This window comes from Pseudomonas hamedanensis (genome assembly GCF_014268595.2).
Classification (GTDB): domain Bacteria; phylum Pseudomonadota; class Gammaproteobacteria; order Pseudomonadales; family Pseudomonadaceae; genus Aquipseudomonas; species Aquipseudomonas hamedanensis.
The window spans coordinates 222,584-235,501 of the sequence record NZ_CP077091.1; the positions used below are offsets into that span (position 1 = coordinate 222,584).

Consider the following 12,918-nt stretch of genomic DNA (forward strand, 5'->3'; position numbering starts at 1 on the left):
ATACTATTCGTCGCACTTGTCGGGCACAGCCTAGCACTGGTTAAGAAGGTGAGGCGGAACAACAGTTCTGCGACGCTGGAAAGCACTTAGTTTGTAGTCCTTTAAGAGTACAGATTAACAAGGCGCCCGTAGCTCAGCTGGATAGAGCATCCGCCTTCTAAGCGGATGGTCGCAGGTTCGAGTCCTGCCGGGTGCGCCATTAGGCAGCTTTGGCACAAGTAGCGCGATATGGTGGGCGTAGCTCAGTTGGTAGAGCACGGGATTGTGACTCCCGTTGTCGTGGGTTCGATCCCCATCGTCCACCCCATATTTCGAAAGGCGCCAGATTTAACGGTCTGGCGCCTTTGCTTTAAAAGCTTCATCTGCGGATGTGGTGGAATTGGTAGACACACTGGATTTAGGTTCCAGCGCCGCGAGGCGTAAGAGTTCGAGTCTCTTCATCCGCACCAATCAAAGCTTCATTCAGATCTTCGGGCTGGTGAGGTTCAACAAAGAAGTTGTTTGGCTTTTTTGTTACGCAATATGGTGGGCGTAGCTCAGTTGGTAGAGCACGGGATTGTGACTCCCGTTGTCGTGGGTTCGATCCCCATCGTCCACCCCATATTTCGAAAGGCGCCAGATTTAACAGTCTGGCGCCTTTTTTGTTTTTGCGGTTCTGAAGCCTGGTATCGCGGTTTTGGGGCGCAGGGGCAGGGCGCTTCGTCGTATTTAAGTTGTTCGATGATGTTGCGCTGCTCGCCGTTCTTGCTCGCAAGGTCGGCCGTCAGGGAGTGGTTGGCAGTCTCTTCTATATATAGAAGCGGTTGGCACAGAGCCTTGGCGCGAAGGGTTGTATTCGCCTGTGGGGCGCGCTGCGTTTGTGTGGCGCCCCCGCTAAATTGCCTGCTGTTTTTTTACCCGTTTTCAGTAGGGTGACTTCTTGAGTTTGACCCACTAGAATGCATGCCCTTGATTCTTGGGTCGGAAACGGCCGGCTAACGTCTGTGCAACGAGGAATATCCATGCAAGTTTCTGTTGAAAATACTACTGCTCTCGAGCGCCGCATGAGCGTCACCGTGCCGGCTGAGCGCATCGAGACTCAGGTCAACAAGCGTCTGCAGCAGACTGCCCAAAAGGCCAAGATTGCTGGCTTCCGTCCAGGCAAAGTGCCAATGAGCGAAATCAAGCGCCGTTTCGGTGCTGATGCGCGCCAGGAAGCAGTAGGCGACGTCATCCAGTCTTCCTTCTACGAAGCTGTGGTCGAGCAGAAGCTGAACCCTGCCGGTTCGCCTTCGATCGAGCCAAAGTCGCTCGAAGCGGGCAAGGATCTGGAATACGTAGCCGTGTTCGAAGTCTTCCCAGAGTTCACCGTTGCCGGCTTCGAAGGCATCACTGTCGAGCGTCTGAGCGCTGACGTGACTGACGCTGACCTGGACAAGATGCTCGACATCCTGCGCAAGCAGAACACCCGTTTCGAAGTGGCCGATCGCGCTGCCCAGAACGAAGACCAGTTGAACATCGATTTCGTTGGCAAGGTTGACGGCGAAGTGTTCGCTGGCGGTTCCGCCAAGGGCACTCAGCTGGTGCTGGGTTCCGGTCGCATGATCCCGGGCTTCGAAGAAGGCCTGGTAGGTGCTAAAGCCGGCGAAGAGCGCGTGCTGAACCTGACTTTCCCTGAGGACTATCAGAACCTCGACCTGGCGGGCAAGACTGCCGAGTTCACCGTGACCGTCAACACCGTGTCCGAGCCTAAGCTGCCAGAGCTGAACGAAGAGTTCTTCGCTCAATTTGGCATCAAGGAAAGCGGCATCGACGGCTTCCGCACCGAAGTTCGCAAGAACATGGAGCGTGAACTGCGTCAGGCGATCAAGTCCAAGGTCAAGAACCAAGTGATGGATGGTCTGCTGGCCACCAACCCGATCGAAGTACCGAAGGCTCTGCTGTCCAACGAAGTTGACCGTCTGCGCGTGCAGGCTGTTCAGCAGTTCGGTGGCAACATCAAGCCTGACCAACTGCCGGCCGAGCTGTTCGAAGAGCAAGCCAAGCGTCGCGTAGTGCTGGGTCTGATCGTTGCTGAAGTGGTCAAGCAATTCGACCTCAAGCCTGACGACGCTCGCGTTCGCGAAATGATTCAGGAAATGGCTTCGGCCTACCAGGAGCCTGAGCAGGTCGTGTCGTGGTACTACAAAAACGAGCAGCAGCTGAACGAAGTGCGTTCGGTTGTGCTGGAAGAACAAGTTGTGGATACTGTTCTGCAGAAAGCTAGTGTGACCGACAAATCGGTCTCCTACGAAGAAGCAGTCAAGCCGGTAGAAGCTCCAACAGCCGACTGATTGATTTTGCGTTAGAAGTGCACACCATAAGCCAGCTCTCGAGCTGGCTTATGCGTATTCAAGACATAACTATTTGGGAGCGACTGCAGAGCATGTTCCGTAATTCTTATATTCAGCAGAACTCTGATATCCAGGCCGCAGGCGGTCTGGTCCCGATGGTTGTCGAGCAGTCCGCTCGTGGCGAACGCGCCTACGACATCTACTCGCGCCTGCTCAAGGAGCGAGTGATCTTTCTGGTGGGTCCGGTAGAGGACTACATGGCCAACCTGATCTGTGCGCAACTGCTGTTCCTTGAAGCGGAAAACCCGGACAAGGACATCCATCTGTACATCAACTCACCGGGCGGTTCGGTGACAGCGGGCATGTCGATCTACGACACCATGCAGTTCATCAAGCCCAACGTCTCGACGACCTGTATCGGTCAGGCGTGCAGCATGGGCGCATTCCTGCTGACCGCCGGTGCACCGGGCAAGCGTTTCTGCCTGCCAAACTCGCGCGTGATGATTCACCAGCCACTGGGCGGTTTCCAGGGCCAGGCTTCGGATATCGAAATCCATGCCAAGGAAATCCTCTTCATCCGCGAGCGACTGAACACGCTGATGGCCAAGCACAGCGGCCGTACTCTGGAAGAAATCGAACGCGATACCAATCGCGACAACTTCATGAGTGCAGAAGCTGCGAAGGAATACGGCCTGATCGACGAAGTGATCAACCAGCGTCCAGCTTAAAATAAGCGGCACAAAACAGGCCTGATCGGCGCGTCCGATCAGCAGCGGGCTTGAAAAAGCCCGCAATAGCCTTCATCTTGTGTTGCAAGCCTATCGGATTTGGATCGAACGAATGACTGACACCCGCAACGGCGAGGACAACGGCAAGCTGCTCTATTGCTCCTTCTGTGGCAAAAGCCAGCATGAAGTGCGCAAATTGATTGCCGGCCCCTCGGTCTTTATCTGCGACGAGTGCGTCGACCTGTGCAATGACATCATCCGCGAGGAGGTGCAGGAAGCCCAGGCCGAAAGCAGCGCGCATAAATTGCCTTCGCCTAAAGAAATCAGCGGCATCCTTGACCAGTACGTCATTGGTCAGGAACGTGCCAAAAAGGTTTTGGCCGTAGCGGTGTACAACCACTACAAGCGCCTGAACCAGCGTGACAAGAAGGCTGACGACGTCGAACTCGGCAAGAGCAACATCCTGCTGATCGGCCCGACAGGCTCTGGTAAAACCCTGCTGGCGGAAACGCTGGCACGCTTGCTGAACGTTCCGTTCACCATCGCTGACGCTACCACCCTCACCGAGGCGGGTTACGTGGGTGAAGATGTCGAGAACATCATTCAGAAGCTGCTGCAAAAGTGCGATTACGACGTAGAGAAAGCCCAGATGGGTATTGTCTATATCGACGAAATCGACAAGATTTCCCGCAAGTCCGACAACCCGTCGATCACCCGCGATGTGTCCGGTGAAGGCGTGCAGCAGGCCTTGCTGAAGCTGATCGAAGGCACGGTTGCCTCGGTACCGCCGCAAGGTGGCCGCAAGCATCCGCAGCAGGAATTCCTGCAGGTCGACACCCGTAACATCCTGTTCATCTGCGGTGGTGCGTTCTCCGGTCTGGAAAAGGTTATTCAAAACCGTTCCACCAAGGGCGGCATCGGTTTCAACGCAGAAGTGCGCAGCAAGGAAGAGGGCAAGAAAGTCGGTGAGTCCCTGCGTGAAGTCGAGCCTGACGATCTGGTCAAGTTCGGTCTGATCCCGGAATTCGTCGGTCGTCTGCCGGTTCTTGCGACGCTGGACGAGCTGGATGAGGCTGCATTGATGCAGATTCTCACCGAGCCGAAAAACGCCTTGACCAAGCAATACGCCAAGCTGTTCGAGATGGAAGGCGTGGATCTGGAATTCCGTTCCGACGCGCTGAAATCGGTCGCCAAACGTGCCCTGGAGCGTAAAACCGGTGCCCGTGGCCTGCGTTCGATTCTCGAAGGTGTACTGCTCGACACGATGTACGAAATCCCCTCGCAGTCCGAGGTGAGCAAGGTCGTGATCGACGAAAGCGTCATCGAAGGCAAGTCCAAGCCACTGTATATTTACGAAAACAGTGAGCCGACGGCCAAGGCAGCACCGGACGCGTAAGTGTCCACTGTGCTGCAACAGGAAGGGGCCTTCGGGCCTCTTTTTTTTTATGTCATTTTTTACAGCCGTTTTGCGCTTGTTTTTTTTCGAGGCAGCCCCCATCTTGGTTTCAAGCTTAATTCCATCTGATTACGGCCATATGGCCGCCGTAGAGGCGAAATCATGAAGACAACCATCGAATTGCCTCTCCTGCCATTGCGTGATGTCGTGGTTTATCCGCACATGGTTATCCCGCTGTTCGTGGGGCGCGAGAAGTCCATCGAAGCCCTTGAGGCCGCGATGGCAGGCGATAAGCAGATCCTGCTGCTGGCCCAGAGAAACCCGGCCGATGATGATCCCGGTGAGGACGCGCTCTATCGCGTAGGAACTATCGCCACCGTTCTTCAATTGCTGAAGCTGCCTGATGGCACCGTCAAGGTGCTGGTCGAAGGTGAGCAGCGCGGCACCGTTGAGCGTTTCAGCGAGGTCGACGGCCACTGCCGTGCCGAAGTGTCGCTGATCGAAGAAGTCGACGCCGCCGAGCGCGAGTCCGAAGTCTTCGTGCGCACACTGCTGTCGCAATTCGAGCAATACGTGCAGCTGGGCAAGAAAGTCCCGGCTGAAGTCCTGTCGTCGCTCAACAGCATCGATGAGCCGGGGCGTCTGGTCGACACCATGGCCGCGCACATGGCGCTGAAGATCGAGCAGAAGCAGGAAATCCTCGAAATCATCGACCTGTCGGCCCGCGTCGAACATGTGCTGGCGTTGCTGGATGCCGAGATCGACCTGCTGCAGGTCGAAAAACGCATTCGTGGCCGTGTCAAAAAGCAGATGGAGCGCAGCCAGCGCGAGTACTACCTGAATGAGCAGATGAAGGCCATTCAGAAAGAGCTGGGCGATGGCGATGAAGGCCACAACGAAATCGAAGAGCTGAAAAAGCGTATCGATGCCGCGGGCCTGCCGAAAGATGCGCTGGCCAAGGCGACCGCCGAGCTGAACAAGCTCAAGCAGATGTCGCCGATGTCCGCCGAGGCCACCGTGGTGCGCTCGTACATCGACTGGCTGGTGCAGGTGCCGTGGAAGGCCCAGAGCAAGGTGCGTCTGGATCTGGCGCGGGCGGAAGACATCCTCGATGCCGATCACTACGGCCTCGAAGAGGTCAAGGAGCGCATCCTTGAATACCTCGCCGTGCAAAAACGCGTAAAAAAAATCCGTGGCCCGGTGCTGTGCCTGGTCGGTCCTCCGGGCGTGGGTAAAACCTCGCTGGCCGAGTCGATCGCCCATGCGACCAACCGTAAATTCGTACGCATGGCCCTGGGTGGTGTGCGTGATGAAGCGGAAATCCGTGGTCACCGCCGGACCTACATCGGTTCGATGCCGGGAAGATTGATTCAAAAGATGACAAAGGTCGGGGTGCGCAATCCGCTGTTCCTGCTCGATGAAATCGACAAGATGGGCAGCGACATGCGTGGCGATCCGGCGTCGGCGTTGCTGGAAGTGCTCGATCCCGAGCAAAACCATAACTTCAACGATCACTATCTGGAGGTCGACTACGACCTGTCCGATGTGATGTTCCTGTGCACCTCGAACTCGATGAATATTCCGCCGGCCTTGCTGGACCGCATGGAAGTCATCCGCCTGCCGGGCTACACCGAAGACGAGAAGATCAATATCGCCGTCAAATACCTCTCGCCAAAGCAGGTCGCTGCCAATGGTCTGAAGAAGGGCGAGCTGGAATTCGACGAAGAAGCGATCCGCGACATCATCCGTTACTACACCCGTGAAGCCGGTGTGCGTGGCCTCGAACGCCAGATCGCCAAGGTCTGCCGCAAGGCCGTCAAAGAACATGCGCTGGAAAAACGCTTCTCGGTGAAAGTGACAGCTGACTTGCTGGAACACTTCCTCGGTGTGCGTAAATTCCGCTACGGCCTGGCCGAGCAGCAGGATCAGGTCGGTCAGGTGACAGGCCTTGCCTGGACTCAGGTTGGTGGTGAGTTGCTGACCATCGAAGCGGCTGTCGTACCGGGCAAAGGGCAACTGATCAAGACCGGTTCGCTGGGCGATGTGATGGTCGAATCGATCACCGCGGCCCTGACGGTCGTGCGCAGCCGGGCCAAGAGCCTGGGCATTCCTCTGGACTTCCACGAGAAGCGTGACACTCACATTCACATGCCGGAAGGGGCCACGCCGAAAGACGGTCCGAGTGCCGGCGTAGGCATGTGCACGGCGCTGGTCTCGGCACTGACCGGTATCCCGGTGCGCGCCGATGTCGCCATGACGGGTGAAATCACCTTGCGCGGACAAGTGCTGGCAATTGGCGGTCTGAAGGAAAAACTGCTGGCGGCACATCGTGGCGGAATCAAGGTTGTGATTATTCCGGAAGAGAATGTGCGCGATCTGAAGGAGATTCCTGACAATATCAAGCAGGATCTGCAGATTAAACCGGTTAAATGGATTGACGAAGTCCTGCAAATTGCGCTGCAATACGCGCCGGAGCCCTTGCCGGATGTGGCTCCGGAGATAGTTGCCAAGGACGAAAAACGTGAGTCTGACTCTAAGGAAAGAATTAGCACGCATTAATACGTTTTTGCCTGGGGGGCTTCCTTGACAGCTTTTTAGAGCCCTTGTTATAAAGCGGCTCTTAAGTGTCTGTAGGCCATTCAGCACTCGTTTTTGCTTTCACCAAAAAAACTTAGAATCATCTCAAAATAGATATAAGGGGACTTAGAGTGAACAAGTCGGAACTGATTGATGCTATCGCTGCATCCGCTGATATCCCGAAAGCTGCTGCTGGCCGTGCGCTGGACGCTGTAATCGAATCCGTCACTGGCGCTCTGAAGGCTGGCGACTCCGTTGTTCTGGTTGGTTTCGGTACTTTCTCCGTGACTGACCGTCCGGCGCGTACCGGTCGTAACCCGCAAACTGGCAAGACTCTGGAAATCCCGGCTGCCAAGAAGCCAGGTTTCAAAGCCGGTAAAGCACTGAAAGAAGCTGTTAACTAAGTTTTCAGGTTTTTACCCATCCGGGTCGGGGTCAAGCCTGACTTGGCAGCGGAGCGGTAGAGCAGGTGGCTGGAACAGGCACCTGTAACGCCGGGATCGAGGGTTCGAGCCCTGTCCGCTCCGCCAGTTACGAGAAGGCGCATCCTCGGATGCGCCTTTCTTCTATCCGGATTCTACCCACGCTCCACGGTTGCCTAAATTGAAGTTCAACCGTTTCTGGGGGACGCATGCTGCAGAATATCAGGGACAATTCACAAGGCTGGATTGCCAAGACCATTATCGGGGTCATCGTTGCACTGATGGCCCTGACCGGTTTCGACGCCATTTTCCAGGCCACGACTCACACCAACGAGGCGGCCAAGGTCAACGGTGAAGAAATCAGCCAGAACGAACTGAGTCAGGCCGTTGATATGCAACGCCGTCAGTTGATGCAACAGCTGGGCAAGGACTTCGATGCTTCCTTGCTCGATGAAAAAATGCTCCGCGAGTCGGCGCTCAAAGGCCTGATCGATCGCAAGCTGCTGCTGCAAGGCGCTGAACAATCGAAATTCGCTTTCTCTGAAGCGGCGCTGGATCAGGTGATCCTGCAAACGCCTGAATTCCAGGTCGACGGTAAATTCAGTTCCGAGCGCTTCGATCAGGTGATCCGTCAACTGGGTTACAACCGCATGCAATTCCGCCAGATGCTGGCCCAGGAAATGCTGATCGGCCAACTGCGTGCCGGTGTCGCGGGCAGCGGTTTCGTGACCGATGCCGAAGTGCTGGCCTTCGCCCGTCAGGAAAAACAGACCCGCGATTTCGCCACCCTGACGGTCAAGGCTGATCCAGCGGCGGTCAAGCTGACCGACGATGAGGTCAAGGCTTACTACGACGAACACGCCAAGGAGTTCATGACCCCGGATCAGGTGATCATCGATTACCTCGAACTGAAGAAGTCTTCGTTCTTCGATCAGGTCGCGGTCAAGGATGAAGACCTGCAAGCGGCGTATCAGAAAGAGATCGCCAACCTGTCGGAACAGCGTCGTGCCGCTCACATCCTGATCGAAGTGAACGACAAGACCACCGAAGCGCAGGCCAAAGCGAAGATCGACGAAGTCCAGGCGCGTCTGGCCAAGGGCGAGAAGTTCGAAGCGCTGGCCAAGGAGTTCTCGCAGGATCCGGGTTCGGCCAACAATGGCGGTGACCTCGGTTACGCCGGTCCTGGCGTCTACGATCCAGCATTCGAAAAAGCGCTGTACTCGTTGTCGAAAGACCAAGTGTCGGAGCCGGTTCGCACTGATTTCGGTTATCACCTGATCAAGCTGCTGGGTGTGGAAGCGCCTGAAGTGCCAACGCTGGCCAGCCTGAAAGACAAGCTGACCCGCGAGCTGAAAGCCGCGCAGGTCGAGCAGCGTTTCGTCGAAGCGACCAAACAACTGGAAGATTCGGCGTTCGAAGCGTCCGACCTGGCTCAGCCAGCCGCCGATTTGAAGCTTACCGTGCACACCTCCAAGCCGTTCGGCCGCGAGGGTGGCGAAGGGGTTGCTGCCAACCGCGCCGTGGTCACTGCTGCGTTCAGTCCTGAAGTCATCGATGAAGGCGCCAACAGCACCGCCATCGAGCTGGACCCGGAAACCGTGATCGTGCTGCGTGCCAAGGAACACCTCAAGCCTGCCCAGTTGCCATTGGAAAGCGTGAGCGCGGCCATCCGTGCGCAACTGACCAAGGAACACGCCAGCGCTGCGGCCAAGACCCGTGCCGAGAAGCTGATCGCTGACCTGCGCGACGGCAAGGCGCCGCTAGACAAGGCGATTGATGGCCAGAGCTGGAAAGTCACCGAAGCGGCTACCCGTGGTCAGGAAGGTGTCGAGCCGGTCGTGCTGCAGGCCCTGTTCCGCATGCCTAAGCCGGCGTCCAAGGACAAACCGACGTTCAGCAATGTCACGTTGCCGGACGGTAGCCTGATGATCGTGCGCCTCAATGGCGTTAACGAAGCGGCGGCGCCGACCGATGAAGAGAAGGCGCAGTACCGTCGCTTCCTCGCGTCCCGTGAAGGTCAGCAAGACTTTGCGGCGTATCGCAAGCAGTTGGAGAGCCAGGCGGACATCAAGCGGTACTGATGGCTGACTGAGTTGTCGCTGTAAAAAAAGCCCCAGGTCGATTGGCCTGGGGCTTTTTTTTGCTTTTCGTAGCGACCGTCAGGGTGCTGGGTATATGCCAACCGGAAAACTTACCCGGCAGCCGCAAACCCGTGGTTGCGTGCGCTAAGCGTCGTATACAGCGTCACCCCCAGCAACCCCGTGACTATCCACGGAAATGCTCCCACACCTGGGTCAGCCAGCAGCAGACCTCCCACCAGTCCCCCACCGGCAATTCCGACATTCCATAGCGTCACCAGCATCGATTGTGCAGTGTCGGCGGCATCCCCAGCGGCTTTTGCCGAGGCGGTTTGCAGCAGCGACGGCATCGCCCCAAACGCCAATCCCCATACAGCGGTCGCGAGGTAAATCACGCTCGGCGATTCGCGCCACACACCTAGCGCTATGGCCGACAGCAGGAAAAGCCCTGCACTGATCAGCACCATTTCGCGCAGCCAGCGATCTATCAGGTTGCCGACGATCCACAGGCTCAACACCGACGCCAGGCCGAACACCAGCAACACCCGATCGACATTGGCAGCAAGGCCGGACGGTTGCAGGAACGGGGCGATGTAGGTGTACAGCAGGTTATGTGCGACAACGTAGGTAAGGGTGACCAACAAGACGGATCGCACGCCCGGCAGGGTAAACACCTGACGCAAGGGCAGGCGTTTTTCCTCACGTTCGCCGGCGAAGTCCGGCACTTGCCAACGTACCCAGATCACCAATATCACCGTCAACAGGGTCATGATCGCAAAGCTCAGCCGCCAGCCCACCAGCGTCCCGAGCAAGGTGCCGGCGGGAATGCCCAGCGACAACGCAATCGGTGCACCGAGCATGGCGACTGTAATGGCCCGGCCTTGCAGGTGTGGGGCAACCATGCGGCTTGCGTAGCCTGCCAGCAGGGCCCACAGCAATCCGGCAAATACACCGGCAATAAAGCGTGCGATCAGCGTCAGCCAGTACCACTGCGACAGGGCGGTGAGGCTGTTGGCGATGGCAAACCCAGCAATGGCGGCCAGCAACAACGGGCGGCGTCGCCAGCCGCGAGTGGCGATGGTCAGAGGAATCGCTGCCAGTATCGAGCCGATCGCGTACAGCGTGACCAACTGGCCAATCAGTGCCTGAGAGACGTGCAGGCCGCTGCTCATTTGCGGTAACAGGCCCGCCGGCAAGGCTTCGGTCATGACCGTAATGAATCCCGCCATGGCCAGGGCCAGCAGTGCGGACAGGGGCAGGCGTGCGCCGGAGTCGATAGCGGGTGTCAGCGTGGTGCCACAGAGTTGTGTGTCGTTCATGACCGGCATCCTTGTGCAGAGTTGACGAGGAGCACAGGGTAGGGCGCTGCACATCGGCGAAAAACAGGTTATGGTTCCGAACATATCGGACACGGATGTCGTCAATTGGGGGAGGTGTGGATAGCCTGGGCAGTATTTCGGTGTTTGTCCAAGTCGCCGAGACGCGCAGTTTCACCGAGGCTGGCCGGCTGCAAGGGGTGTCATCGTCGGCGGTGGGTAAAAGCATTGCCCGACTTGAGGCGCGCCTGGGCGTGCGCCTGTTTCACCGCACCACTCGCAGCATCACGCTGACCAGTGAGGGCGCGCTGTTTTTGCAACGCTGTCGCAAGATCCTTGCGGAGGTCGAGGCGGCAGAACTGGAGTTGTCCGACGCCGCAGCCCAGCCCCGTGGCAAGTTACGCATCAGCCTGCCGCAGGTGCATGGACTGGTGATGCCGGTCCTGACCGAATTCATGGCGTTGTTCCCGCAGATAGAGCTTGATCTGGACTTGACCGATCGCATGGTCGACGTCGTCGAAGAAGGGTTCGACGCGGTGATCCGCACCGGTAAACCACGGGATTCGCGCTTGATGGCGAGGCCGCTGGGGGTGTTTCACATGGTGCTGGTGGCCAGCCCCGCTTATCTGCAGCAGCGCGGTGTGCCGCAAACGCCCGCTGATCTGGCGACGCATGCCTGTCTTCGGCATACTTTTCACGCCACCGGCAAGCTCGAACCCTGGCCGCTGATACGCGAAGCAGACGCCGCTGAACCGCGGTTGCCGACCCGGCTGGTCAGCACCTCGATCGAAGCGGTGAGCCATGCGGCGCTGGCGGGCATGGGTATCGCCTGTCTGCCTGATTTCATGACCCGTGAAGCCGAGGCGCAAGGCCAGTTGTGTCGAGTGCTGGCCGCGCATCTGCAGCACGTCGGGCAGTTCTGGGTTCTGTGGCCGTCCAGTCGCCATGCCACCGCGAAATTACGGGTGTTCATCGATCATCTGGCGTTGCGACTTTTCCCTGCAACCCAGGGCCGATAGAGTTGTAACTGTTTCAAGACACTAATCCATACGCCGCGGGGCGAAGATCTGTTGCACAATACGTCCCGCACTGTTTTTCCTCAGGATGTTCAATGTTGATTTCCACTCCCATGCGTGTTGTCGGATTGGCGCTGTTGTTGACTGCTGTTGCCGGCTGTTCGAAAGACAAGCCGATGTATGAGCATGAGAACTTCGATGATTCCGGCACCTTTTCGCGCAACTACCCGGTGACCGACGCGGTGAGTTGCGAGGCGGCGCGTCGTGCGTTGCTCAGTCAGGGCTACATCATCACCAGTAGCGACCCGAAGCTGGTCAGTGGCCACAAGAGTTTCCAGCAAACCGGCGACACCCACATGGAGATCAGCTTCAATGTGGTCTGCGCCGATGACGGCAGCAGCGGGCACCATGCCACGATGTTCGCCAACGCCCTGCAGGACCGTTATGCGCTGAAGAAAACCAACAACTCGGCCAGCCTCGGCGTGGGTGTGCTGGGGTCGGTGTCGATGCCGATCGGCTCGTCCGACGATTCGATGGTCAAGGTCGCCAGCGAGACAGTGACGTCGCAGAAGTTCTATGAGCGTTTCTTCACGCTGGTGGAATTGTTCCTGCCGGCGGATGCGAAGAAGGCCGCGCACATCGAAGAGAAACCCAAGGCCGACCTGGGCGTGCCCGAGGTGAAGGCGGTGCCGGCACCACTGGCGCCAACGCCAACCTCAACGCCGGCGCCTGAGCCTGCCGCGACACCTGCGCCCGCTGCAGAACCGACGCCCGCACCCGTCGAGACCGCGCCAGTGTCCTCGGAACCGGTCGCTCCGCCTGCAGAAGCCGCGCCGATCACCCCGGCGCCGAGCGCAGAGCCCGTGCCGATCACCCCGGCGCCGAGCGCGGAACCCGCTCCGACGACCGAAACCATCACGCCGCCGGCCAACCCGGACATCCCGCCGCCGTCCGAGCCGATTCCGGCGATGCCTGCTTCGGGCCAATAAAATAGCTGCACCTCAACCCCTGTGGGAGCGAGCCTGCTCGCGAATGCGCCGGTACATTCAGCACGATGTGACTGAAAGACCGCC

General features: G+C 58.0%; 9 protein-coding genes and 4 tRNA genes. 12 read left to right on the forward strand and 1 reads right to left on the reverse strand.

Going from position 1 to position 12,918, the window contains the following annotated elements:
- Window positions 1–122 precede the first annotated feature (122 nt).
- From HU739_RS01035 to HU739_RS01080, 10 genes are all read left to right on the forward strand, one after another.
- Window positions 123–199, forward strand: a tRNA-Arg gene (locus HU739_RS01035).
- A 32-nt stretch (window positions 200–231) separates the two neighbouring features.
- Window positions 232–307, forward strand: a tRNA-His gene (locus tag HU739_RS01040).
- Between the two features lie 57 nt (window positions 308–364).
- Window positions 365–449 (forward strand) — tRNA-Leu (locus HU739_RS01045).
- A gap of 76 nt (window positions 450–525) precedes the next feature.
- Window positions 526–601: transfer RNA gene (locus HU739_RS01050), tRNA-His, on the forward strand.
- Window positions 602–1,001: 400 nt separating this feature from the next.
- A complete protein-coding gene (gene tig, locus HU739_RS01055; RefSeq protein ID WP_186549829.1) occupies window positions 1,002–2,312 on the forward strand; it encodes a trigger factor in 1,311 nt (436 codons plus the stop codon).
- Window positions 2,313–2,404: 92 nt separating this feature from the next.
- Window positions 2,405–3,040 (forward strand): ATP-dependent Clp endopeptidase proteolytic subunit ClpP, encoded by a 636-nt coding sequence (gene clpP / locus HU739_RS01060; RefSeq protein ID WP_007951559.1) that lies wholly within the window; start codon window positions 2,405–2,407, stop codon window positions 3,038–3,040.
- Window positions 3,041–3,152: 112 nt separating this feature from the next.
- Window positions 3,153–4,436 carry an ATP-dependent Clp protease ATP-binding subunit ClpX gene (gene clpX / locus HU739_RS01065; protein WP_016775335.1) on the forward strand — a complete coding sequence of 428 codons (1,284 nt, stop codon included), beginning with the start codon at window positions 3,153–3,155 and terminating at the stop codon, window positions 4,434–4,436.
- 162 nt (window positions 4,437–4,598) lie between these two features.
- Complete coding sequence (gene lon / locus HU739_RS01070; protein WP_186549831.1) at window positions 4,599–6,995, forward strand: endopeptidase La; 2,397 nt, start codon at window positions 4,599–4,601, stop codon at window positions 6,993–6,995.
- Window positions 6,996–7,144: 149 nt separating this feature from the next.
- Entirely contained in the window at window positions 7,145–7,417 is a 273-nt protein-coding gene (locus HU739_RS01075) for an HU family DNA-binding protein (protein ID WP_003183171.1), read from the forward strand.
- Window positions 7,418–7,644: 227 nt separating this feature from the next.
- Window positions 7,645–9,516, forward strand: coding sequence for a SurA N-terminal domain-containing protein (locus HU739_RS01080; RefSeq protein WP_186549833.1), 1,872 nt, complete (start codon window positions 7,645–7,647; stop codon window positions 9,514–9,516).
- Between the two features lie 110 nt (window positions 9,517–9,626).
- On the opposite strand, the gene HU739_RS01085 is transcribed toward HU739_RS01080, so the two are convergent.
- Window positions 9,627–10,832 (reverse strand): MFS transporter, encoded by a 1,206-nt coding sequence (locus HU739_RS01085; RefSeq protein ID WP_186549835.1) that lies wholly within the window; start codon window positions 10,830–10,832, stop codon window positions 9,627–9,629.
- Window positions 10,833–10,948: 116 nt separating this feature from the next.
- Between HU739_RS01085 and HU739_RS01090 the strand changes: the two genes are divergently transcribed.
- On the forward strand, window positions 10,949–11,848 hold the full coding sequence (locus HU739_RS01090) for a LysR family transcriptional regulator (RefSeq protein ID WP_186549837.1): 900 nt from the start codon (window positions 10,949–10,951) through the stop codon (window positions 11,846–11,848).
- A 92-nt stretch (window positions 11,849–11,940) separates the two neighbouring features.
- A complete protein-coding gene (locus tag HU739_RS01095; protein ID WP_186549839.1) occupies window positions 11,941–12,834 on the forward strand; it encodes a DUF2242 domain-containing protein in 894 nt (297 codons plus the stop codon).
- Window positions 12,835–12,918: the final 84 nt, after the last annotated feature.